This window comes from Streptomyces sp. NPDC056347, from assembly GCF_042262625.1.
Taxonomy (GTDB): Bacteria; Actinomycetota; Actinomycetes; order Streptomycetales; family Streptomycetaceae; genus Streptomyces.
In genome coordinates this window covers 110,528-132,087 of record NZ_JBHJQP010000002.1, presented here as the reverse complement: position 1 = coordinate 132,087, position 21,560 = coordinate 110,528, and the positions used below count along the sequence as shown (strand labels likewise).

The following is a 21,560-nucleotide window of genomic DNA, read 5'->3' as shown; positions in this document are numbered from 1 at the left end:
ATCATACCCTACTTCTCTCAATACGTTTATTTTGGGGTGTTGTGTGTTTTGTTTTTTTTTTTTTCTGGGGGGGGGGGGGGGGCCCCGTTGCCCCCCCCCCCCACCCGCCGTTCCTCCCCACTCCGCCCTCCCCGCTCCTTCTTCCCGATATCCGCCGCCGCCTTTCCCGAAAGGAGGAATTCCATGTCGCATCCCGTACCTCTGTCGAAGAACCGGAATTTCCGGTTGCTGTGGAGTGCGAACGCGCTCTCCACCCTGGGTTCACAGGCCGCCTTCATCGCGCTGCCGCTCCTGGTCCTGTCGCTCACCGGCTCGGTCACCGACTTCGGTCTCGTCCTGTTCGTCGAGTCCGTCGTCTCGGTGGTGGCGGGCCTTCCCGCCGGTGTCCTGGTGGACCGCGTGGACCGCAGGAAGGTGATGCTGGTCTGCGACGGTCTGCGCGCCCTGATCAGCGCCGTGTTCGTGGTCGCGATGGTCACCGACCGGGTGTCGCTGACGCTGATCATCGCCGCGGGCGTCCTCACCGGCGTCTCCTCCAGCCCCTTCGGCCCGGCCGCGGGGGCGATGCTGCGTTCCGTGGTGCCGCCCGAGCAGCTGGTCTCCGCGTACGCGGTCAACCAGGCCCGCAACTCCGCCATCGTGCTGGCGGGTCCGCTGGTCGGAGCCGCGCTCTACGGGGTCTCCCCCACCCTCCCCTTCCTCGTCGACGCGGTCAGCTATCTGGCCTCCGCCGCCTGCGTGCTGGCCCTGCGCCCGCCCGAGCGCCCCCGCCCCCCGGCCGACCGGCCGGCCGCGGACCGGAAGGCCGCCGCCTTCCCGCAGTGGCGCCGCGACCTCACCACCGGTCTGCGCTTCGTCCGCGCCAACCCCTTCATGCGCTACACCCTGGTCAACAGCACCCTCATGAACTTCGCGATGTCCGCGGTGGTGGTCACCCTGATCGCAGTCCACTCCGGCGCCGGATCCACCCCCATGAGCACCGGCCTGCTCGTCGCGGTCTCCGGCGCGGGCAACCTGCTCGGCGCCACCCTCGCCCCGCGGCTGAACCGGCTCCTCAGCCCCCGTCGCCTGGTGCTGGCGGTGGGCTGGAGCACCGCCGTACTCGTTCCCGCGATGGCCGCCGACGACGCCATCTGGTGGACGCTGCTGCTGATCGCCGGGTCGAGCGTGACCGCCCCGGCGGCGAACATCGCCCTGGCCGCGGCGGCCGCCCACACGATCCCCGACCACCTCCAAGGGCGCGTCCGGTCCACCAGTGCCCTGCTGCCCGCCGTGGTGACCCCGCTCGGCCCGGTCGCCGCCGGTCTGCTGACCGACCGGCTCTCGGCACCCGCCGCCCTGCTGCTGTTCGGCGGGATGCTCTTCGTCCTGGCCTGCTTCAGTACCCTCAGCCGGGGCCTGCGCCTCATCCCCGACCTGCGCCGCCCCGCCGCCGGGCCCCCGGCCGCACCCGCCGAAGGACCGTCCGGCTCCGCCACCGGCGACCGCGTACCCGAGCAGGTGCGGTGATGGACCGTTCCGCGCTCCTCGTCCCGGACCAGGAGTTCCGGCTCCCCAACGGACTGCGCGTCGTCCTGTCCGAGGACCACCTCAATCCGGTGGCCGCCGTCTGCGTCTGGTACCACGTGGGCTCCCGCGACGAGCGGCCCGGCCGCACCGGACTGGCCCACCTCTTCGAGCACCTGATGTTCCAGGGCTCCGCCCAGGTCCCCGGCAACGGCCACTTCGAGGCCGTACAGGCGGGCGGCGGCCAGCCCAACGGCACCACCGGTTTCGAGCGCACCAACTACTTCGAGACGGTCCCCGCCCACCAGCTGGAACTCACCCTGTGGCTGGAGGCCGACCGGATGGGCAGCCTCCTGGACGCCCTGACCGAACAGGCCCTGGACAACCAGCGCGCCGTCGTGAAGAACGAGCGCCGCCAGCGGTACGACAACGTCCCCTACGGCACGGTGTGGGAACACCTGATGGCGATGCTCCACCCGCCGGCGCACCCGTACCACCACATGCCGATCGGCTCCATGGCCGACCTGGACGCGGCCACCCTCGACGACGCCCGCGCCTTCTTCCGCACCCACTACGCCCCCTCCAACGCGGTGCTCGCGGTGGTCGGCGACATCGACCCGGCGCAGACCCGCGCCTGGGTGGAGAAGTACTTCGGTTCGCTGCCGGACTGCCCCGCCACGGGTCCCGGTGCCGGGGCCGGCGCACGCGGGCCGCTGCCCGAACCGGTCCGGGCGGAGCGGCGGGCCGTGCTGCGCCACCCGGTCCCGTCCGCCGCGCTGATGTGCGCGTACCGGATGCCCGTGGACGGGACCCGGGAGGCGGACGCGGCCGAGGTGGCGCTGGCCGTGCTCGGCGCGGGCGAGTCCAGCCGGCTCGCCACCCGGCTCGTCCTGGACGACCAGATCGCGCTGAACGTGTCCATGGGCCTGATGCGGTTCGCACACGCGCCCTCGCTCGGCTGGCTGGACATCAAGGCGTCCGGCCGGGGCGGCCTGCCCGCCGTCGAGGCGGCACTCGACGAGGAGATCGCCCGGTTCGCCGACGAGGGCCCCGGCGAGGACGAACTCGACCGTGCCCACGCCCACTTGAGGCGCAAGCACCTGGACGCCTCCGCCACCGTCGGCGGCCGGGCCGACCTGCTGTGCCGGTACGCCACCTTCTTCGGCTCCGCCGCCGCGGCGGCCGATTCCCTGCCCCGGCTGCTGGACGTCACCGCCGCCGAGGTGCGGGCCGCCGCCGCGCACCTGGACCCCGCCGACCGCTCCGTACTCCTCTACCAGCCCCCGCCCCGGAACCCGGCCCCGGAATCCTCCGCCGCCACCTCACCGCCCGGAAGGACGGCCGACCGATGATCCCCGCCACCGCTCCGGCAGCTCCGCCGCCCCGGATGACCTTCCACCCGCGGCCGGTGCCGCCCCCGGCCCCGCCCTGGCAGCCGCCCGCGGCCCGCACCGACGTCCTGCCCAACGGCCTGCGGATGGTCCACCTGCACCGGCCCGGACAGCAGGTGATCGCCCTCGAAATCCTGCTGGACACCCCGCTGGAGGCCGAGCCCCGCGACGCGGAGGGGGTCGCCACCCTGACCGCCCGCGCCCTGTGCCGGGGCCCCGCCGCCACCGACACCCGCGCCTTCACCACCCGGGTCGAGTCCTGCGGCGCCACCCTCCGGGCGCACGCCACCGCCGACGGCATCCGGCTCGCCTGCCAGGTCCCGGCCCCCGCCCTGCCCCGCCTCCTGGACCTGCTCGCCGAGACCCTGCGCGAACCCGCCTTCACCCCGTACGAGACCGAACGGCTGGTCCACCAGCGGCTCGACGAGATCCGCCACGAGCACGCCGGACCCGCCCGGCTCGCCGCCCTCACCCTCTACCGGCGCCTCTTCCACGCACAGCACCGCGCCTCCCGCCCGCCCAAGGGAACCGCCACCACCGTGCCGGGCATCGACAGCCACGCCGTACGGGCCTTCTACGACGCCCACGCCCGGCCCGCCACCGCCACCGCCGTCCTGGTCGGCGACTTCACCGGGATCGACCTGCCGCGGCTCGCCGGATCCACCCTCGGCCGCTGGGACCGCCCACCCGCGGCGCCCAGCCGGCCACCGGCGCCGCTGCTGACCGACCGCCCCGGCATCGTCCTGGTCGACCGGCCCGGATCGGTTCAGACCCATCTGCTGATCGGCCGCGTCGGCCCCGACCGCCACTCGCCCCGGTGGCCCGCCCAGTCCCTGGCACTGCACTGCCTCGGCGGGCCCCTCACCTCCCGCCTCGACCGCACGCTGCGTGAGGAGAAGGGCTACACCTACGGCATCAGCGCCTTCGCGGCCCCGCTGCGCTCCGGCGCCCTGATCGCCATCAGCGGATCGGTCGAGACCGGAGCCACCGCCGACGCCGTCGCCCGGATCACCGCCACCGTCCGGGACGCCTCCCGCCGTCTCACCGAGGAGGAGCACGCGGCCGCCCGGCACGCCCTGAAGGGGATCACGCCCGCGCAGTTCCTCACCTCCGCCACCACCGCCCGCGTCCTGTCCGACGCCGTGGCGGAACGGCTGCCCGGCACCTACTTCCCGACGCTGCACGACCGCCTCGACGCCGTGACCGCGCACGACGCCACCCGGGCACTGCGCGCCGCGCTGCCGCCCGGACGGCTGGTCACCGTCGCGGTCGGGGACGCCTCGCTGATCCACCGGCCGCTGCGGGAGCTGGGGCCGGTCACCGTCACGGAGTGACCGCCGCCGAGGGCGCCCCGCCGCCGAGGTGGAGGCCGTGGGCGTGGATGAGGACCCCGGCCTGGGTACGGCTGCGGGCGCCCAACTGCTCCATGAGCTCGGAGATGTGGCGGCGGCAGGTCCGCAGGGAGAGGCCCAGGCGCCGGGCGATCACCTCGTCCTTGAGGCCGTCCGCGAGCAGGACGGCCAGGGTGCGTTTGATGTCCTCGGTGACCGCGCGGGCCGCCGCGGGCCCGCTGAGGTAGGGGGTCGCCCGGCTCCAGGACTGCTCGAAGGCGTCGTACAGGAAGGCCACCGCGGAAGGCTGCCGGATCACCACGGCCCCTCGGGGGCTGGAGCGGTCGGGGATGAACGCGATGCGCTGGTCCACGATGATCATCTGGCCGAAGAGTTCGCCGAGGGTACGGATGTGCGATCCGGCCGCGCTGGCGGCACGGACGTAGTCCTGGGTGGGCTGGTGGAAGCGGGCCGGGTGCTGGTAGAGGCACCGGATGCGGATGCCGCGCTCCAGCAGGGCCAGGTCCCGGGGCAGGGCGTCGGCCAGGATCTCCGCGGGCCGCCCGCCGCCGGGCTGGAAGGACACCACCTCGGTCCTGCACTGCGCCACGGAGGCGCTGATGGCGCCGCGGGCCGCGTGGACGTCCGGCAGGATCTCCAGCACCTCGGCGTCGGCGGGCCGCTGCTGGGCCAGGGGCAGCGGGAGCCCTTCGAGGACGGCGCGCCGGGCCGCTACCCGGCCCTCGCTCAGCCGCAGTTCGGCCTGGGCCTCGCGCAGTCCCGCCTCCTGGGGGCCGAGCAGGGTGGCGATGGCGTGGTGCGGGGTGACCGCCTCCCACACCCCGTCGTCGGCCCCGGGACGCAGGAGCTGCCAGGCCCGCAGGGTGTCCAGCGACGCGGCGTGCAGGTCGGCGGAGAACCCGGCGGCCGGGGTCCGGTCGGACAGGCCGTACTCCAGGGCGTGATGGTAGAGGGCCACGGCGTCGTGGCCGAGCGGGGGGAGATCGGACGAGGCCGGAAGCGGGGCGCGTTCGGGCATGGATTCTTCCTCTCCGGATGGTCCGTCCGGGGCGCGGGCGCTGTGCGCGGCTCACCGGACCGTGAGGGGCGCCGTGTTCGCGCGGCCGGCGCCGTGGGCCCGGGCCCACGCCGTGGACATGGCCGACGCGATCGACGTCAGGGCGACGGCCGTAACGGAATGACGGCTGCCGCGCGGGCCGGTCGCCGCCCGGGGGCCCTGGCCGGCCACGCCGTTCCCGTGCCGGGCGCGGGGTGGGTCGGTGCGTGGGCGCGCATCGGACTCCCTCGGCCTCGGCGGTCGTGCGGCCCGACGGGCCGCATGGTGGACGGGATTGTCGCAGCGCCCGCCAACGCTTCGCTAAGCACGGTCTAACGCCCGCGGCCCCTCGGCGTTAGGGACGGTCCTGCCGACCGGTCGGCGCGCCGGACACGTACCGCCCGGAGCCGACTCCGTACCGCCCGGAGCCGACTCCGTACCGCCCGGAGCCGACTCCGTACCGCCCGGCCGGACGCCGCAACCGGCCGAGCACCGCCCGGAGCCGAGTACCGACCGGACCCTATGCCGACCGGCCGGACCCCGACCGGACCGGACCCCGACCGGACCCGATGCCGACCGACCGGACCCCGACCGGACCGGACCCCGACCGGACCCGATGCCGCCCGGCCGGACACCGACCGGACCGGATCAGGAAGCGGCCGGCCCCGCATCGGGCGCGGCGGGTGCCGTGAGACCCGCGCGTTCCGCGAGGGCGCCGCCCTGAAAGCGGCTCGCGGCCCCCAGCTCCTCCAGCAACTCCGCGATGTGCCGCCGGCAGGTACGCAGCGACATGCCCATCCGGCGGGCGATCACCTCGTCCTTGGCACCTTCGGCCAGCAGCCCCACCAGCGCCCGCCGCAGACTGCCGCCGACCTCCTTGTACGCGGCCTCGCTGGTGCCCCGGAACGGCGTCGCCCCGGACCAGTGCTGCTCGAAGATCCGGCAGAGGTAAGCCACCACGTCGGGGTCGCGCACCAGCACCGCACCCTCGCCCGAGCCCCCGTTCGCACGCCGCGGCAGAAAGGCCACGGCCCGGTCGAACACCACGGCCCGGTCCGGGAGTTCGGCGGCCGTGCGGTACTCGGCACCGGCCGCGGTGAGCCGTTCCACGTACCCCTGGGTGGCCAGGCTGGCGCGGGCCGAGTGCTGGTAGAGGGTGCGCATCCGCACGCCCCGGTCGAGCATCGCCAGGTCCCGGTCGATGGCGCCCCGCAGGTGGCGCGGGGAGCGCCCGCCGCCGGGCTGGACGGTGAACACCTCGTCCCAGCAACGTGCCGACTCTTCGGTGAGCATGGCCGAAGCAGCCGCCAGATCGGGCAGTACGGTGACGCCCTCCTCGCCGCTCCGCGCCCGCCGGGCCGCCCGGTACTGCGGCATCAGGGACTGCAGCTCGTCGCGTACCGCCTGGACGTGCGCCGCCGCCCGGGCCAGCTCCGCCTCCCGTGGGCCGACCACCTCGGCCGCCGCGGCGTCCGGGCTGACCGGGATCAGCCGGTCGGGATTGTCCGGGGCCGGTCTGAGCAGGCGCAGGGCCAGCAGGGCGCGGCAGGCCCGCTCGACCTCCTCCGGTGCCAGGCCGAGGCCGGGCGGCACGTCGGGCCGCCGCCGCTCGACGCCGCCCAGCGACAGCGCGTGCTCGAAGACCGCGACGGCCGCCGGTTCAAGGCGCGGCAGTTCGCCGAAATTTGTCCCTGTAGTCATGTTCTTCCCCGCAATGCGGCCCTGCTACTTCCGTGCCATGCAGGGTATTGCCAGCCCGGATCGCTGGACCAAGGGGGCGTTGAAGGATGAACTTTTGGCGTCCAGCCGAAACCCCCTCAGCTGCGACATCCGGCGGCGAACTCCGTCCCACGCGGTGCTCGCCGCCACCCCCACTCCCGTACCCAGGAGCCGTGCCCATGTCCTCAGCCGTCCGCAGCCTTCTCGTCCTCACGGCCCTGATCACCGCCGGAACGGCCGCCGTTCTGGCCGGACCCGGGCAGCACGGACGCGGCACGGACCAGGTCGGCACGGTCGCGGCGTCCCTCGCCGACACCAGCTGGGGCGACGACTACACCCCGCCCCGGCAGTAGAGCCCGCAGAGCCCGCGGACCGCAGGGACCGCCCCGTCCCACCGTCACGAGTTGCGAGGTCGAACCGCGTGTCAGCACTGCCCGAGACCGCCACACCCCCGGAGCCCGAGCCGGAGCCGGGGGCGGGACCGCGGCGCTCGCACACCGAACGCCCGGCGGACCTCGCGCTCCTCCCCGACCTGGTACGGGCGGTCATCGCCCGGCAGGCCCCGGGCGCGGAGCACGAATGGCGCGTGGACCGGGCCGAGTTCTGGTGCCATGTGGTGCCCGAGGGTTCGGTCCGGCGCGACCAGGGCTGGAAGCTGCACGTCTCGGCCACCCCGCTCGCCGCACCGCTGACCCTGGCCAGGGCCGCCGAGGTGCTGGTCGCCCACCGGTGCCGGTTCAAGTTCGCCGGGAGCCCCGCCCGGGTCACCGAGCTGGTCTCGGGGCGCTTCGCCCGCGGCGGGTCCGGCAAGTTCATCACCGTGTATCCGGCGGACGACGAGCAGTTCCGGCTGCTCGCCGAGGAGCTGCACCGGGCCACCGCCGGGCTGCCCGGCCCCGCCGTCCTCTCCGACCGGCGCTACCGCCCCGACAGCCAGGTCTTCTATCGGTACGGGGTGTTCTCCGCCCCCCGTCGGCTCGCCCCCGACGGTACGTACGTCCCGCTCCTCACCGACCCCGAGGGGCGGCCGGTGGCCGACGAGCGCAACGCCTGGTACAGCCCGCCGGCCTGGGCGGGCGACCCGTTCCCCGACCGCCCGGCCGCCCCGGTCCGCACCACCGCCACGGCGAAGCCCGTGCTGCTGAACGGGCGCTATCTCGTACGGGGCGCGATCCAGCACTCCAACAAGGGCGGGGTGTTCCGGGCCGAGGACACCCGGACGGGCGAGCAGGTCGTCGTCAAGCAGGCCCGGGCCCATGTCGGCGCGGGGGTGGAGGGACTGGACGTACGGGACCTGCTGCGCCGGGAGGCGGCGCTGCTGAAACGCTTCTCCGAAGCCTCCGGGAACTCCGACGCACCCGAAGCACCCGAGGCCCCTGGGACCTCTGCGGCCTCCGAGGTCCCCGAAGCCCTCAGGCACTCCACAGCCCCGGAGCACCCTCTCGTCCCACGGCTCGTCGAGGTGTTCGAGCAGCAGGGCAGTGTCCTGATGGCCGTGGAGTCGGTGCCCGGCGCCACCCTGCGCCGCACCGTCGCCCAGCGGCTCGCCGGGGGCGGTGCCGCCTGCCCGGACGTGGAGACGGCGGCGTCGCTGGTCGGGCAGCTCGTCGGGCTGGTCGCCGCCGCCCACGAACGGGGCGTCACCCTGCACGACTTCAACCCCAACAACATCATGGTCACCCCCGAGGGGCGGCTGCTGCTGATCGACCTGGAGATGGCGGCGCCGCAGGGCGAGCGCTGGGTGCTCGGCGCGACCCCCGGCTACACCGCCCCGGAGCTGCGCGCCGCCGGGCAGGTGGCGCCCGCGCTGGAACCGTCCGCCGACCTGTTCGCCCTGGGCGCGACCGTGCTGCACGCGCTGAGCGGCGCCGATCCGCTGTTCGCCCCGGACCTGCCCCGGGCATCGGCCCGGCCCGACGAGGAACGGCTGGCCCGGCTCGTCGAACTCCTGGGCCGGGACCGGCCGGTGGTACGCGCGTACGCCCCGCTGGTCCTCGGGCTGACGCGGGACGAGCCCGCCGCGCGCTGGAGCCTGGAGCGGGCCCGTACCTTCCGCCCGGCGCCGCGGGGACCGAGCCGCGCGGGCGCGCCGGACCGCGCGGGCGAGCTCGCGGACCGGGCCGACCGCACCCGTGAACGTCTGCTGCACGACGGCCTCGCCCACCTCGTGGCCACCATGCGCCCCGCCGACCCGGAACGGCTCTGGCCCTCGGACAGCTTCGGCGAGACCTGCGACCCGGTCGCCCTCCAGCACGGCTCGGCGGGCGGGGTGGCGGTGCTCGCACGGGCGCTGCGCCACGGGGCGGGGCCGGTCGACGAGGTGCGCGAGGGCCTGCGGGCCGCCGCGTACTGGACGGCGGACCGGCAGGACGAACTGCCCGGCGACCTGCCCGGCCTGCACTTCGGCCGGTCCGGTACGGCCTGGTCGCTGCTCGACGCCGCCCGGGCGCTGGACGACGCCGACCTCGCCGAACGCGCCGTGAAGGCGGCCCTGGAGCTGCCCGTACGGTGGCCCAGCCCCGATGTGACGCACGGCGCGGCCGGGGCGGGCCTGGCCCAGCTGCACTTCTGGCACACCACGGGGGACGCCCGCTTCCTCGACCGGGCCGACCGGATCGCGCACGGGCTGCTCGACGCGGCACGGCGCACCCCCGAGGGCGTCTTCTGGCCGGTGCCCGAGGACTACGGCACGGCGCTGGCGGGTTCCTGGCACTACGGCTTCGCGCACGGCGTCGCCGGGGTCGCCACCTTCCTGCTCCGGGCGGCCGGGGCCACCGGGGACGAGCGGTTCCGCGCCGTCGCCGTGGAGGCGGGCGAGACCCTGGCGACGGCCGCCCGCAGCGGCCCGGCCGGAACGCTCTGGCCCGTCGACCGCGCCCGGCACCTCTCCGACTCGCCGGACCTCGCCCGGCACTGGTGCAGCGGCTCGTCCGGCGTGGGGACCTTCCTGGTCCGGCTGTGGGCGGCCGGGGGCGCCACGGACGACACCCTGCGCGCCCTGGTCGACGGCGCGGCCGACGCGGTCACGGCGGGCCGGGTGACGGACGCCCCCGCCGCCTGCCACGGGCTGGCCGGCAACGCCGAACTCCTCCTGGACGTCGCCGAGCTGACGGGCGACGACCGGTACCGCGCCGACGCGGAACTGCTCGTCGAGCACCTGGCCGCGCAGGCCGTCCTGCGCGACGGCCGCCTCCTGGTGCCCGAGGAGAGCCGGCGCACCGTCCTCGCCGACTACGGCACCGGCCTCTCCGGAAGCCTTTCGCTGCTGCTGCGCATGCGGCACCGCGGGCCCCGCGCCTGGCTCCCCGAGGACGGCCGCACCACCCCCTGAGACGTCCGGCGGCCACCCGGCCACCGGCAGCCGTTCCGCACCCGGACCGGCCCCTCCCGAACGAAGGAGACCGAAATGATGGAGCACGACATCGACGCCCTGCAGCTTCTCCCCGAGGACCTGCGCGCCGAGAACACCCTCGGTGAGGAGCACGCCGCGGCCCTGATCACCGCCTGCAACATCCACACCAGCGGCTGCTGACACCACGCCGTACCTCGGGGAACCGGCGTCCCAGGCCGGTTCCCCGAGGTGTCGGCCCCGTACGACCAACCCGTACGGCCAACCCCGTACGACCGGCCCCGGCGCCCCTCGCAGCGGCTCAGGCGGAGGCACCACCGCGGGACGCGAAGTAGGCCGTGGATTCCCGGGTCCACAGCTGTGCCACGGCGGCCAGGCCGACGAGGCACGGGACGACACCGGCCAGGGTCATCACCAGGGGATGCGGCTGGCTGAAGTTGTACCCGGCCAGCACACTGCCCAGCACCAGCAACGCCGCGCCGGTACCGCGCACCCACCGGCGGCCGCGCCGTCCGGCCCACGCCATCGCCGCGAAGAGGGCCGTGCCGAGCACGGCCAGCGTGAACAGGTACGTGAGGATGCTGGACTGCGCCATGTCGATCTCGGCGGCGCCGCGCTGCGGGTACGCCTGGCGGAGCCGCCCGGCGAGGCCCCCGCCCGCCGCCTGGTCGACGACGACGGTCCCGGCACCGGCCACCGCCAGGAGCGCCGCGGCACGCAGGGTCTGTACGGCCCGGCGCAGGGAGACGGGAAGTTGCTGCTCTGACATTCGGATCCTCCTCGATCCAGTACGGACCATCGATAAAACTTGAGATACCATGTCTCATACCGTCGTGGCGAAGATAGAGGACCGATGCCGACCGAGCAACCCCGAAACGGGCAGCCCCGAAGCGAGCAGCCCCTGACCGAGCAGCCTCGGGCCGAGCATCCCCGGACCGGGCCGACCCGGCGCCGACGCCGCCTGACCGACGCCGAGACCGCCCGGCGCACCCTCGACGCCGCGCTGGCGATGATCGAGCGCACCGGCCTGACCGTGAGCCTGGACCACCTCGGCTTCGAGGACGTGATCCGCGAGGCGCAGGTCGCCCGCGCCGCCGTCTACCGGCGCTGGCCCTACAAGGGCCTGTTCTTCAGCGACCTGCTCAAGGAGATCGCGCGCAACGCACCCGTGGCGGCCGGTGCGGACGGCCGGATCGGCGAGGAGGCGGTCCGCCGCGTCGCCCTGGAGCGCATCGAGCAGTTCTCCACCGCCGAGGGCCGCCACGAGCTGTGCGTGGAGCTCCTCCGCACGGGAGCCCTGCGGGACTTCGAGGCCATGCACGCCTCCACCCAGTGGCGCAGCTACATCGCCCTGCACGCCACGTTCCTGAGCCTGGCCGACGAGGCCCTGCAGAGCGAGGTCCGGGCCGCACTGGCCACCGCCGAGCTGGAGCTGAACGGCCGTATCGCACGGTCCTACGAACGCCTGGCCGCACTGCTGGGGCTGCGGTTGCGGCCCGGCCTCCACACCGACTTCGAGGCGCTGGCCACCCACCTCGGCGCCACCATGCGCGGCTTCGTCCTGACCGCCCTGGCCCGCCCCGGCCTCGGCCTCCGGCAGCCGAGGGAGGGCGCCTTCGGCACCACCTCGACCGCCGACTGGTCCCCGCCCTCCCTCGCGGTCGCGACCACCGCTCTGGCCTGTCTCGAACCGGACCCCGCCGTGACCTGGGACGCCCGGCACCTCGCCGGAGTACGGGAAGCGCTCCGCGCCACGGCCTGATCCTTCAACTGCCCGACGACACCGCGCCGCCCCGTCACCGAGTACGCCTTGCGGACGAGACCGGAGTCGCCGAACTCGAAGACGTCGATTCCGCCGACGACCCGGTCCTGGCCGACCCGCGGATTCCACAACGACACCGCGAAGTCTCCGCCCGGGTCCACGAAGTTCCGGACGAGCTCACGGACACGAGCCCCTTCGCCGACGACCACGACCCGGATTCCCGTACCGGCCTCCCCGTCCCGCCCGTTGCCGCAGCCGCGGCGCACCACCCCGGGGCCGGCGTGGTGCGCCGACGCGCGTCCCGCCGAGGACGGCGGCGGGCAGGCACCGGAGTTGCGCCCGCCGACCGGTCCGCCGCCGGCCCGCCCGGAGCGGTGGTCGTGCCCGATCGGCCCCGAGAACCAAGAAATCCCGCCCAGTCGAAACGACTGGACGGGATTCCCGTGTGCGGTGGACCTGTGGGGATTTGAACCCCAGACCCCCTCGATGCGAACGAGGTGCGCTACCAGACTGCGCCACAGGCCCTTGCAACGAGTGAAACTCTAGCACCCCCTGCGGGATGTTCAAAAATCCGGTCCGCGCTGGTCAGCCGAGGCGGTGGCGCGGCGGGACCCGGGGGCTCACTCGTTGGCGGCCCGTGGGCGTTCGCCGTCCTCGTACTGGTCGAAGAGCGGGGTCCGGCCGCGGTCGCGGGTGCGGCGGGACTGGCCCGTGCGGCGGCGCGGGGCCGGGTCGGCCGGAGGTTCGGTGGGGTGCGAGGTGCCCGTCTGGCTCGGCTCGGCGGCGCTGGAGCGGGCGGCGCTCCAGGTCTCCGGATTGCCGACCTCGACGCCGCCCGTGGCACGCGGGGCGACCGGGGCGGTGACGTACGTCGGCAGCGGGACCGGGACCGGCTCCCAGCTGTCGCCCCGGGCCGGGCCGCGCTCGCGCTGCTGGTCGACCCACTCCGCGTGGTCCGTCTGCTCGACCAGGGCGCGGCGCCCGGCCTCCTGCGGGGAGACCTCGGGCGCGGGCTCCGGCTCGGGGCGGCGCGCCTCGGGCTCCTCCTCGGGCTCGACCGCGGACGGGGCGGCCGGCTGGTGCCTGCGGGTGCGGTTCTCGCGCAGGTGCTGCGCGGCCACCTCGGCCCGGCGCCGGTCCATGGTGAAGGCGAACCGACGCCGCTCCTGGGTCCGCAGATGCACGATGTACGTGCTCAGCAGCACGGCCGGGACCGCGGGGGCCCACAGGAAGTGGATGCCGCCGACCGCGGCGACGACCGAACCGAGCGTGAAGGCCAGGAAGAGGACGACGGTGGTGCGCCGCCGACGGGCGAGGACCTGGAGGCGCTGGGCCCGGCGGGCGCGCTCGGCGTCCGTGCCCACGCCCGGACCCGGCCGGGCACGCCGCGCGGATGCCGGTGCCTGCGCCGGTACCTGTACCTGCGCCGGTACCTGTGCCTGTGCCGGGGCGGACGTCCGGGCCTGCGCCTGGACCGGGTCGTGGACCCGGGCTCCGGTAGGCGCCTCGGGCGCGGCGAAGGCCCGGACGTCCACGGAATCCAGTCGGTCCGTGCTGACGTCCGGGTCGGCGTCGTCGGGCCCGGCCTCCTCGGCAGTGCGCCCCCGCAGGTCCTTGGCGTACCGGCGCTCCATCGCCGCCCGTCCGGACAGCAACCGGATGGCCGTGCTGAAGCGTTCCGTCGGACGGGCTTCGTTGAGCTCGTCCTGCCTGCGGAGCCACATCGGCACCAAGTAGGCGGCCCAGGCCCCGACGATGACTGCGTAAATGAGGCCGCTGCTGCTCACGTCTCACACCGTAGAGGGGTTTGCGCGGGGGGATCCGCCAATTGCGCCGGTGTGTCGCACGATCCGGCTGATATCACAAACGTTTTTTGTGTTTGTTCGGATCAATCATGGGTGTTTGCCCATGCGATGTCGCTCGAACGAAGGAGAAATATCGAACACCTATTTGATTTCACGTGGTGTCGCAGGTCGGGCCCGGTACCAGCGCCGGAGCATCCCGTCCGGTACTTCCTCCGCGGTGAGGGCATAGACGAGGTGGTCCCGCCAGGCTCCGTCGATGTGGAGATAGCGCGGGCGCAGCCCTTCCGAACGGAATCCCAGTTTCTCCACGACCCTTCTGCTGGGCCCGTTCTCCGGCCGAATGCACACCTCGACGCGGTGCAGTCCGACCGTGCGGAAGCAGTGGTCGACGACGAGGGCGACGGCGGTCGGCATCACTCCGCGGCCGGCCACGTCCTGGTCGACCCAGTAGCCGACGTGGCCCGAGCACATCGAGCCCCAGGTGATCCCGGCGACCGTGAGCTGACCCACCAGCCGGCCCCGGTACTCGATGGCGAAGGGCAGCATCCGGCCCGCGTTGGCCTCGGCCCGCAGGTGGCGGATCATCTGACGGTACGTGGGCCGCTGGGCCACCGGTCCGCCCGGGGCGGGCGGCGGTACGGTCGCCTCCCAGGGGCGCAGCCAGTCGCGGTTGCGCCGGTTGACCTCGCGCCAGGCGCGCTGGTCGCGCAGTTTGATCGGCCGGAGCACGACGTCTCCGTCGCTGAGGACGACCGGCCAGGTCGAGACGTTCAGTTCGAGCTCCCCGGTCGGGGGTGATCGCCGCCGCGCAACTGGTCGACGGCGTGCACCAGGAGACGGGTGAGGACGGCGAGGCCGTCGCGCACCCCGCCGGTGGAGCCCGGCAGGTTCACGATGAGGGTGCCGGCCGCGGTGCCGGCGAGGCCACGGGAGAGCGCGGCGGTGGGCACCTTGTCGCGGCCCTCGGCGCGGATCGCCTCCGGGATGCCGGGGATCTCGCGGTCCAGGACGCGGCGGGTGGCCTCGGGGGTGCGGTCGGTGGGCGAGACGCCCGTACCGCCGGTGGTGACGATCACGTCGTACCCGGCGGTGACTCCTTCGCGCAGGGCCTGTTCGACCGGGTCGCCGTCGGGGACGACCAGGGGGCCGTCGACGGCGAAGCCGAGCGCGGTGAGCGCCTCGGCGACCAGGGGGCCGCCCCGGTCCGCGTAGACGCCCGCCGAGGCGCGGTTGGAGGCGGTGACGACCAGGGCGGCGTAGGGGGCCGCGGGGGCGCTGCCGGGGTCGCTCACGTGTCCGCCCCGGCGGCCCCGGCGGCCTCGGCGCGGTGGTAGTCGCCGGACTTGCCGCCGGACTTCGACTCGACCCGTACGTCGGTGATCACCGCCGCCTTGTCGACCGCCTTGACCATGTCGATCACGGTGAGCGCGGCGACCGAGACCGCGGTCAGGGCCTCCATCTCGACGCCCGTGCGGTCGGTGGTCCTCACGGTGGCCGCGATCTCCACCGCGTCGTCGGCGACGGACAGGTCGACCGTGACGCCGGAGACGGCCAGCGGGTGGCAGAGCGGGATCAGTTCGGGGGTGCGCTTGGCGCCCATGATCCCGGCGATCCGGGCGGTGGCGAGCGCGTCGCCCTTGGGGACGCCCTCGCCGCGGAGCAGCTCGACGACGCGCGGCGAGACGAGGACCCGGCCGCTCGCGCGGGCCACCCGCGCCGTGACGGCCTTCTCGGACACGTCGACCATCCGGGCCGCGCCCGCGTCGTCGATGTGCGTCAGGCTGTTCTGCGTACTCAACTCACTCCGCCTCGCGGTAGGACGCCGGTTTCCCGCGCGGCCCGCGCACCGGAGTGCGGGGCCGCGGGGCCCGGGGACGTCCCCGGGACGGCACAGCGGCAGACACCGTACCGCCACCGCCCGGGGGTCAGCGGAGCAGGATCACCTCGGTGTCCGTACCGGGCTCGGCGGAGGTGACGTCCTCGGGGAGCACGATGAGCGCGTCGGCGCGGGCCAGCGCGGCGACCAGATGCGAGCCGGAACCGCCGACCGGAGTGACCGTGCCGGCCTCCGCGTCGTACGTCCCGCGCAGGAACTGGCGCCTGCCGGGCGGCGAGGTGAGCGCCTTCTCGCTGCTCAGCTCGGCCCGGAGGGTGGGGCGGTGCACCTCGGGCAGGCCCATCAGCGTGCGGATCACGGGCCGTACGAAGAGCTCGAAGGAGATGTACGCCGAGACGGGGTTGCCGGGCAGGGCCAGCAGCGGGGTGTGCTCCGGGCCGATCGATCCGAAGCCCTGCGGCTTGCCCGGCTGCATGGCGAGGGTGCGGAAGTCGATGCCGCCGCCCTCCTCGTCCTCGTCGCCCACCGAGGCGAGGGCCTCCTTGACGACGTCGTACGCGCCGACGCTGACGCCGCCGGTGGTGACGACGATGTCGGCGCGGATCAGCTGGTCCTCGATGGTGGCGCGGAGCGTCTCGGCGTCGTCGGTGACGGCACCGACGCGGTACGCGAGCGCCCCGGCGCACTTGGCGGCGGCCGTCAGCGCGAAGCTGTTCGAGTCGTAGATCCGGCCGCCGGTCAGCTCCTCGCCGGGCTGCACCAGCTCGCTGCCCGTGGAGATGACGACGACCCTGGGCCGGGGCCGCACCTTCACCGTCGCGCGGCCGATCGCGGCGAGCAGGCCGATCTGCGGCGGGCCGAGCACCGTCCCCGCGCCCAGCGCCGGATCACCCGGCTTCACGTCGCTGCCCCGGAGCCGGACATGGGCACCGGCCCCGACCGGCCGGTGCACCCGCACCTCGCCGCCCGACGCCTCCGGGTCCTCGCTGTGCGCGCGCATGGCGGCGGCGGGGCCCTCCCCCGTACCGCCGTCGGTCCACTCGACCGGGACCACCGCCTCGGCGCCGGCCGGGAGCGGGGCGCCGGTCATGATCCGGGCGGCCTCCCCCGGGCCGAGCACCCGGCCCCCGCTCAGCCCGTCGCTGCCCGCCGCGACGTCCCCGACGACGGTGAGCACCGCGGGGAACTCCTCGTCGGCGCCCTCGACGTCGGCGACGCGGACCGCGTACCCGTCCATCGAGCTGTTGTCGAAGGGGGGCAGGGCGATCTCCACCATGACGTCCTCGACGAGGACGCAGCCCTGGGCGTCGTGCAGTTGCAGCTCGATGGGTTCGAGCGGCCGCACCGCTTCGAGAATGTCCTTCAGGTGTTCTTCCACCGACCACATCGTGCTGCTCAAGGTGCTACATCTCCTCGGTGACGTAACTGCGGAGCCAGGTCCTGAAGTCCGGACCCAGATCTTCACGTTCGCACGCGAGTCTGACAATGGCACGGAGGTAGTCGCTCCGGTCGCCGGTGTCATACCGGCGGCCCTTGAAGACGACGCCGTGCACGGGGCCGCCGGCGGTCTCGTCCTCGGCGAGGAGCTGGAGCGCGTCGGTCAGCTGGATCTCGCCGCCGCGACCGGGTCCGGTCCTGCGCAGTATCCCGAAAACGGCGGGGTCCAGGACGTAGCGGCCGATGATGGCGAGGTTGCTGGGCGCCTCGGCCGGCTCGGGCTTCTCGACCAGTCCGGTGATCCTCACCACATCGCCCTCGGCGGTGGGTTCGACGGCCGCGCAGCCGTACTGGTGGATCTGCTCCGGCGCGACCTCCATCAGCGCGATGACGCTGCCGCCCTCGCGCTCCTGGATCTCGACCATGCGGGAGAGCAGCGGGTCGCGCGGGTCGATCAGGTCGTCGCCGAGGAGGACCGCGAACGGCTGGTCGCCCACGTGCGGCTCGGCGCAGAGCACGGCGTGACCGAGGCCGCGCGGGTCGCCCTGGCGGACGTAGTGCATGGTGGCCAGGTCGCTCGACTCCTGGACCTTCTTGAGCCGTTCGGCGTCTCCCTTCCGGGTGAGCGCGGACTCCAGCTCGTAATTGCGGTCGAAGTGGTCCTCCAGCGGACGCTTGTTGCGTCCGGTGATCATCAGTACGTCGGAGAGACCCGCGGTCACGGCCTCCTCGACGACGTACTGGATCGCCGGCTTGTCGACCACAGGCAGCATCTCCTTGGGAGTGGCTTTGGTGGCCGGCAGGAAGCGGGTTCCGAGCCCCGCGGCCGGGATGACAGCCTTGCTGATCCTGGGGTGCGACTGAGTCATGCGCAGAACGATAACCGGTGCGTATGTGCGGAAGATGAGTGTCCGGTTAACTTTGTACACCTATATGCCCATCTGGGGATCCAGCGAGATCAGGAGCGCCCGTTGAACACCGAGATGTCCCGAAAGGCGCTGCTGCGGCGTGAACTGCTGGCCGCGCGACGCCTTCTGACCGGGGAAGACGTGCGGAACACCGCGATGGTTCTGTCCGAGCGGGCACTGGATCTCCCGGAGCTGTCCAAGGCCCGTACCGTCGCCGCGTACGTCTCGGTGGGCGGCGAGCCGGGCACCCGGGTGCTGCTGGACGCCCTGCGCGAGCGCGGCGTACGGGTGCTGCTGCCGGTCCTCCTCGCGGACAACGACCTGGACTGGGCCCGCTACGAGGGGGCGGACCGGCTCGCCCGGGCGGGCCGGGGGCTGCTGGAGCCGGACGGTGCGCGGCTGGGGCCCGAGGCGGTGCTGGAGGCCGACGCGGTGCTGCTGCCGGGGCTCGCGGCGGACGGGCGCGGCATGCGGCTGGGCCGGGGCGGCGGCAGTTACGACCGGGTGCTGGCCCGGCTCGCGGCGGCCGGGGCCCACCCCGCCCTGATCGTCCTGCTCTACGACGACGAGGTGGTCGCGCGGGTCCCGGAGGAACCGCACGACCACCCCGTGAACGTGGTGGTGACACCGTCGGCGACCCGTCGGACGGGCCGCTGACCTCAGCGGGTCATGGCTTGAGGGTCAGGGTGTCGGTCGTCGACCCGGCGACGGCGTTGGTGCCGAAGGACCAGTCGAGCAGCTCACCGTTGACCCACTTGTCGGTCTGGTCGGTGTAGTGCGCGCTGAACGCGTGCCCGGAGGCGCCGGTCAGGTTGATCCAGCGGGACTTGTCCCAGTCGCCCACGTTGACCACCATCCGCATCGACGGCACCCAGACGACCTCGTAGCCGCCCGCCGCGTTCCAGCCGCTGGCGTTCACCGCGGCCTCGCCGCCGCCGAGGTTCCACGGGCCGCGGTTGAGGGCCCGCTGGAGCAGGTCGGGGCCCTCGGTGCCGAGGGTCTGGTTCTTCAGGGTCAGCTGGTGCAGCCGGCCCCAGTTCCAGGTGGTGATGTCCTTGCCGAGCTTGGCGGTCAGCTCCCAGCGGGCGTCCTTCATGGCGCGGGCGAAGAGCTGGTCGCGGGTCTCGGTCGGCTCGTCGCGGCGGTTGCCCGGCGTCTTCCACCAGTCGTTGTCCTGGTCGTCCATCAGCTCGGTGACCACCTGGTACCAGCGGTCGCCGCCGTCCGGCTGGGCCGAGTCGGCGTCGCGCATACCGCACTCGCGCACCAGCTTGTCCTGCTCGTCGACCGGCCCCGAGGCGTCGGCCCGGCGCACGTTGAGGCATTCGCCCTCGACCCGCAGCTCCTTGGGCAGCTTGTTGCCGAAGGCCAGCTTGAGGATGTTGCGCCAGACCGCGTTGAAGTACGCGGCCGCCGCCGAGTCGGGCTCCTGGGTGTAGTCCCAGCCCTCCAGGAGCTTCTGCGCCTCACGGACGTTCTTGTCCGAGATGTTGATCTTCATCAGCTCGGGCACCAGCAGCGCGGCGATCGCGCTGTTGTTGTCCATCTGCATCTTCTGCATGTCCTCGGTCGAGATCTTCCCCCCGCCCTTGATCTTCGACTCGATCAGGTCGTTGATCCGCTGACTGCGGGTGCCGTAGCCCCAGTCCTTGGTCAGCAGGTGGGAGTACTTCTTCTCGTCGACGACGGCCTGGTTGGCGGTGACGATGTAGCCGCGCTCCGGGTTGAGCTCGTAGGGCAGCTCGTCGAACGGGACGGGGGCCTTCTCCCAGCCGTACTCCGAGGACCAGCCGGGGCTGGGCATCGTGCCGTCGCCCTTGAGGCGGACCGGGATCGCGCCGGGGGCCTGGTAGCCGATGTCGCCCTTGGTGTCGGCGTAGATCAGGTTCTGCGAGGGGACCTCGAAGTGCGCGGCCGCCTTGCGGAAGGTCGTGAAGTCCTTGGCGCGGTTGAGCTCGAAGACGGCGTCCATGGAGTGGCCGGGCTGGAGCGCGGTCCACTTCAGGGCGACCGCGTACCCCTCGGCGCGGTCCGGGGCCGCGTTGGCGACGGGGGCCTTCTGGCCGACCGTCTCCAGCTCGCTGCTGCGGTCGGAGACCAGCGGTCCGTTGTTGGTCTCGCGGACGGTGATCGTCCGGTCCTTGCCGCCCGCGACCTTGATGGTCTCCTCACGGGTGGTGAAGGGCTTGACCTTGCCGTCGTAGAGGTAGCCCTCGCCCGAGACCTTCTCCAGGAAGAGGTCGGTGACGTCGGCGCCGAGGTTGGTGAAGCCCCAGGCGATGTCCTGGTTGTGACCGATGATCACGCCGGGCATGCCGGAGAACGTGTAGCCCGCCGTGTCGTACTGGCACTTCGCCGAGATCTCGCGGCAGTGCAGACCCATCTGGTACCAGAGCGAGGGCAGTTGCGGCGCCAGGTGCGGGTCGTTGGCCAGCAGCGGCTTGCCGGTGGTCGTGTACTTGCCGGAGACCACCCAGGAGTTGGAGCCGATGCCGTTGCCGTTCGGGCCGAGCAGCGCCGGGACCTGGTCGAGGGTTTCGGAGAGCGAGGCGAGCTGGGTGTTCAGCCCCTCGGCGGCGCCCTGCGCGGTGCCGGTGCCGGTGCCGAGGGTGTCGGACGGCTTCGCCTCCGGGTCGAACTTCCCGGTGACCGGGGAGACGGCGCCCTGCTCGACGATCGGGCGGTGCTCCTTGTACGGGTACTCCGGGTAGAGGTCCTCGATCTGCTTGTCGTCGAGCCTGCTGGTCATCAGCGAGCGGTCGATCTCGTCCTGCATGTTGCCGCGCAGGTCCCAGGCCATGGCCTTGAGCCAGGCGACCGAGTCGACCGGGGTCCACTCGGAGGGCTTGTAGTCGTTGGTGAGGCCGAGGGCCGCGTACTCGACGGAGATGTCCTTGCCGTCGCGCCCCTTGAGGTAGGCGTTCACACCCTCCGCGTACGCCTGGAGGTTCTTCTTGGTGTCCTCGGACAGGACCTTGTCGTACTCCTCCTGCGCGACCTTGCGCCAGCCCAGCGTGCGCAGGAAGGCGTCGGTCTCGACCTGCCCGGAGCCGAACATCTCGGAGAGCCGACCGGCCGTCATGTGACGGCGTACGTCCATCTCCCAGAAGCGGTCCTGCGCCTGGACGTAGCCCTGGGCGCGGAAGAGGTCGGCGTCGGTGTCCGCGTACAGCTGCGGGATGCCGTAACTGTCGCGCTTGACGTCGACATCGGCGCCGAGGCCGTCGAGCTTGATCGAGCCGGTGGTCTGCGGGTAGGAGGCCCGCACGGTGGATACGGACCAGAACGCCCCGTATCCGATACCCGCGACAAGCGCCAGAACCAGAACGATGACGATCAGGCGGGCACGTCGCCCCTTCTTCCGGCCGGTCTTCGCACCGGCAGCACCGGTGGCGTCGGAAGAGGCGGTGGTATTGGCGGGCATCGCTGTCCTTCGAGGGGCAGGTGGTCCTGGGAGT

The 21,560-nt window shown here is 73.4% G+C and carries 18 protein-coding genes and 1 tRNA gene; 8 read left to right on the top strand and 11 right to left on the bottom strand.

Features of this window, described 5'->3' with window-relative positions; genetic code table 11:
• Positions 1 to 183: 183 nt before the first annotated feature.
• The 3 genes from ACFCV8_RS01400 to ACFCV8_RS01390 are packed head-to-tail and all read left to right on the top strand — an operon-like array spanning position 184 to position 4,231.
• Positions 184 to 1,509 carry an MFS transporter gene (locus tag ACFCV8_RS01400; RefSeq protein ID WP_376683177.1) on the top strand — a complete coding sequence of 442 codons (1,326 nt, stop codon included), beginning with the start codon at positions 184 to 186 and terminating at the stop codon, positions 1,507 to 1,509.
• Positions 1,509 to 2,858, top strand: coding sequence for a M16 family metallopeptidase (locus ACFCV8_RS01395; protein WP_376683176.1), 1,350 nt, complete (start codon positions 1,509 to 1,511; stop codon positions 2,856 to 2,858). Before ACFCV8_RS01400 ends, ACFCV8_RS01395 begins: the two co-directional genes overlap by 1 nt.
• Positions 2,855 to 4,231 carry a M16 family metallopeptidase gene (locus tag ACFCV8_RS01390; RefSeq protein WP_376683175.1) on the top strand — a complete coding sequence of 459 codons (1,377 nt, stop codon included), beginning with the start codon at positions 2,855 to 2,857 and terminating at the stop codon, positions 4,229 to 4,231. The genes ACFCV8_RS01395 and ACFCV8_RS01390 overlap by 4 nt, the downstream gene beginning before the upstream one ends.
• Here the strand turns inward: ACFCV8_RS01390 and ACFCV8_RS01385 are convergent.
• On the bottom strand, positions 4,221 to 5,267 hold the full coding sequence (locus ACFCV8_RS01385) for a LuxR C-terminal-related transcriptional regulator (RefSeq protein ID WP_376683174.1): 1,047 nt from the start codon (positions 5,265 to 5,267) through the stop codon (positions 4,221 to 4,223). The two genes, ACFCV8_RS01390 and ACFCV8_RS01385, sit on opposite strands and share 11 nt — an antisense overlap.
• 666 nt (positions 5,268 to 5,933) lie before the next feature.
• Positions 5,934 to 6,986, bottom strand: a complete 1,053-nt coding sequence (locus ACFCV8_RS01380; RefSeq protein WP_376683173.1) for a hypothetical protein — start codon at positions 6,984 to 6,986, stop codon at positions 5,934 to 5,936.
• 197 nt (positions 6,987 to 7,183) lie between these two features.
• Here ACFCV8_RS01380 and ACFCV8_RS01375 point away from each other — a divergent pair, with 197 nt between their 5' ends.
• The 3 genes from ACFCV8_RS01375 (at position 7,184) to ACFCV8_RS01365 (ending at position 10,536) form a co-directional block, all read left to right on the top strand.
• Positions 7,184 to 7,357, top strand: a complete 174-nt coding sequence (locus ACFCV8_RS01375; RefSeq protein ID WP_376683172.1) for a hypothetical protein — start codon at positions 7,184 to 7,186, stop codon at positions 7,355 to 7,357.
• Positions 7,358 to 7,425: 68 nt separating this feature from the next.
• Complete coding sequence (locus tag ACFCV8_RS01370) at positions 7,426 to 10,335, top strand: lanthionine synthetase LanC family protein (RefSeq protein ID WP_376683171.1); 2,910 nt, start codon at positions 7,426 to 7,428, stop codon at positions 10,333 to 10,335.
• Positions 10,336 to 10,410: 75 nt separating this feature from the next.
• The gene (locus tag ACFCV8_RS01365) at positions 10,411 to 10,536 is read left to right on the top strand and encodes an ALQxL family class IV lanthipeptide (RefSeq protein ID WP_376683170.1); all 126 of its coding nucleotides are present in this window, start codon (positions 10,411 to 10,413) and stop codon (positions 10,534 to 10,536) included.
• Between the two features lie 118 nt (positions 10,537 to 10,654).
• Here ACFCV8_RS01365 and ACFCV8_RS01360 read toward each other — a convergent pair whose 3' ends face one another.
• Entirely contained in the window at positions 10,655 to 11,122 is a 468-nt protein-coding gene (locus ACFCV8_RS01360; protein WP_376683169.1) for a hypothetical protein, read from the bottom strand.
• Positions 11,123 to 11,206: 84 nt separating this feature from the next.
• Between ACFCV8_RS01360 and ACFCV8_RS01355 the strand changes: the two genes are divergently transcribed.
• Positions 11,207 to 12,115 carry a hypothetical protein gene (locus ACFCV8_RS01355; protein WP_376683168.1) on the top strand — a complete coding sequence of 303 codons (909 nt, stop codon included), beginning with the start codon at positions 11,207 to 11,209 and terminating at the stop codon, positions 12,113 to 12,115.
• Positions 12,116 to 12,566: 451 nt separating this feature from the next.
• Here ACFCV8_RS01355 and ACFCV8_RS01350 read toward each other — a convergent pair.
• The 7 genes from ACFCV8_RS01350 to galU form a co-directional block, all read right to left on the bottom strand.
• A tRNA-Ala gene (locus ACFCV8_RS01350) sits at positions 12,567 to 12,640 on the bottom strand.
• 95 nt (positions 12,641 to 12,735) lie between these two features.
• Complete coding sequence (glpR, locus tag ACFCV8_RS01345; RefSeq protein ID WP_376683167.1) at positions 12,736 to 13,902, bottom strand: gephyrin-like molybdotransferase receptor GlpR; 1,167 nt, start codon at positions 13,900 to 13,902, stop codon at positions 12,736 to 12,738.
• A 159-nt stretch (positions 13,903 to 14,061) separates the two neighbouring features.
• A complete protein-coding gene (locus ACFCV8_RS01340) occupies positions 14,062 to 14,694 on the bottom strand; it encodes a GNAT family N-acetyltransferase (RefSeq protein ID WP_376683182.1) in 633 nt (210 codons plus the stop codon).
• Entirely contained in the window at positions 14,691 to 15,212 is a 522-nt protein-coding gene (locus ACFCV8_RS01335; protein ID WP_376683166.1) for a molybdenum cofactor biosynthesis protein B, read from the bottom strand. The genes ACFCV8_RS01340 and ACFCV8_RS01335 overlap by 4 nt, the downstream gene beginning before the upstream one ends.
• The gene (gene moaC / locus ACFCV8_RS01330; RefSeq protein WP_376683165.1) at positions 15,209 to 15,718 is read right to left on the bottom strand and encodes a cyclic pyranopterin monophosphate synthase MoaC; all 510 of its coding nucleotides are present in this window, start codon (positions 15,716 to 15,718) and stop codon (positions 15,209 to 15,211) included. Before moaC ends, ACFCV8_RS01335 begins: the two co-directional genes overlap by 4 nt.
• Positions 15,719 to 15,845: 127 nt before the next feature.
• On the bottom strand, positions 15,846 to 17,156 hold the full coding sequence (gene glp / locus ACFCV8_RS01325) for a gephyrin-like molybdotransferase Glp (RefSeq protein ID WP_376683164.1): 1,311 nt from the start codon (positions 17,154 to 17,156) through the stop codon (positions 15,846 to 15,848).
• Positions 17,157 to 17,160: 4 nt separating this feature from the next.
• Positions 17,161 to 18,063, bottom strand: a complete 903-nt coding sequence (gene galU, locus ACFCV8_RS01320; protein WP_376683163.1) for a UTP--glucose-1-phosphate uridylyltransferase GalU — start codon at positions 18,061 to 18,063, stop codon at positions 17,161 to 17,163.
• 114 nt (positions 18,064 to 18,177) lie between these two features.
• Here galU and ACFCV8_RS01315 point away from each other — a divergent pair, with 114 nt between their 5' ends.
• The gene (locus ACFCV8_RS01315) at positions 18,178 to 18,759 is read left to right on the top strand and encodes a 5-formyltetrahydrofolate cyclo-ligase (RefSeq protein WP_376683181.1); all 582 of its coding nucleotides are present in this window, start codon (positions 18,178 to 18,180) and stop codon (positions 18,757 to 18,759) included.
• Positions 18,760 to 18,769: 10 nt separating this feature from the next.
• On the opposite strand, the gene ACFCV8_RS01310 is transcribed toward ACFCV8_RS01315, so the two are convergent.
• The gene (locus ACFCV8_RS01310) at positions 18,770 to 21,526 is read right to left on the bottom strand and encodes a penicillin acylase family protein (RefSeq protein WP_376683162.1); all 2,757 of its coding nucleotides are present in this window, start codon (positions 21,524 to 21,526) and stop codon (positions 18,770 to 18,772) included.
• Positions 21,527 to 21,560 lie beyond the last annotated feature (34 nt).

Coding starts and splice junctions, on each gene's coding strand:
- ACFCV8_RS01375 (WP_376683172.1), top strand. CDS start 7,184: ATGTCCTCAGCCGTCCGCAGCCTTCTCGTCCTCACGGCCCTGATCACC.
- ACFCV8_RS01365 (WP_376683170.1), top strand. CDS start 10,411: ATGATGGAGCACGACATCGACGCCCTGCAGCTTCTCCCCGAGGACCTG.
- ACFCV8_RS01380 (WP_376683173.1), bottom strand. CDS start 6,986: ATGACTACAGGGACAAATTTCGGCGAACTGCCGCGCCTTGAACCGGCG.
- galU (WP_376683163.1), bottom strand. CDS start 18,063: ATGACTCAGTCGCACCCCAGGATCAGCAAGGCTGTCATCCCGGCCGCG.
- ACFCV8_RS01385 (WP_376683174.1), bottom strand. CDS start 5,267: ATGCCCGAACGCGCCCCGCTTCCGGCCTCGTCCGATCTCCCCCCGCTC.
- ACFCV8_RS01310 (WP_376683162.1), bottom strand. CDS start 21,526: ATGCCCGCCAATACCACCGCCTCTTCCGACGCCACCGGTGCTGCCGGT.
- ACFCV8_RS01395 (WP_376683176.1), top strand. CDS start 1,509: ATGGACCGTTCCGCGCTCCTCGTCCCGGACCAGGAGTTCCGGCTCCCC.
- ACFCV8_RS01390 (WP_376683175.1), top strand. CDS start 2,855: ATGATCCCCGCCACCGCTCCGGCAGCTCCGCCGCCCCGGATGACCTTC.
- ACFCV8_RS01360 (WP_376683169.1), bottom strand. CDS start 11,122: ATGTCAGAGCAGCAACTTCCCGTCTCCCTGCGCCGGGCCGTACAGACC.
- ACFCV8_RS01400 (WP_376683177.1), top strand. CDS start 184: ATGTCGCATCCCGTACCTCTGTCGAAGAACCGGAATTTCCGGTTGCTG.
- ACFCV8_RS01315 (WP_376683181.1), top strand. CDS start 18,178: ATGTCCCGAAAGGCGCTGCTGCGGCGTGAACTGCTGGCCGCGCGACGC.
- ACFCV8_RS01355 (WP_376683168.1), top strand. CDS start 11,207: ATGCCGACCGAGCAACCCCGAAACGGGCAGCCCCGAAGCGAGCAGCCC.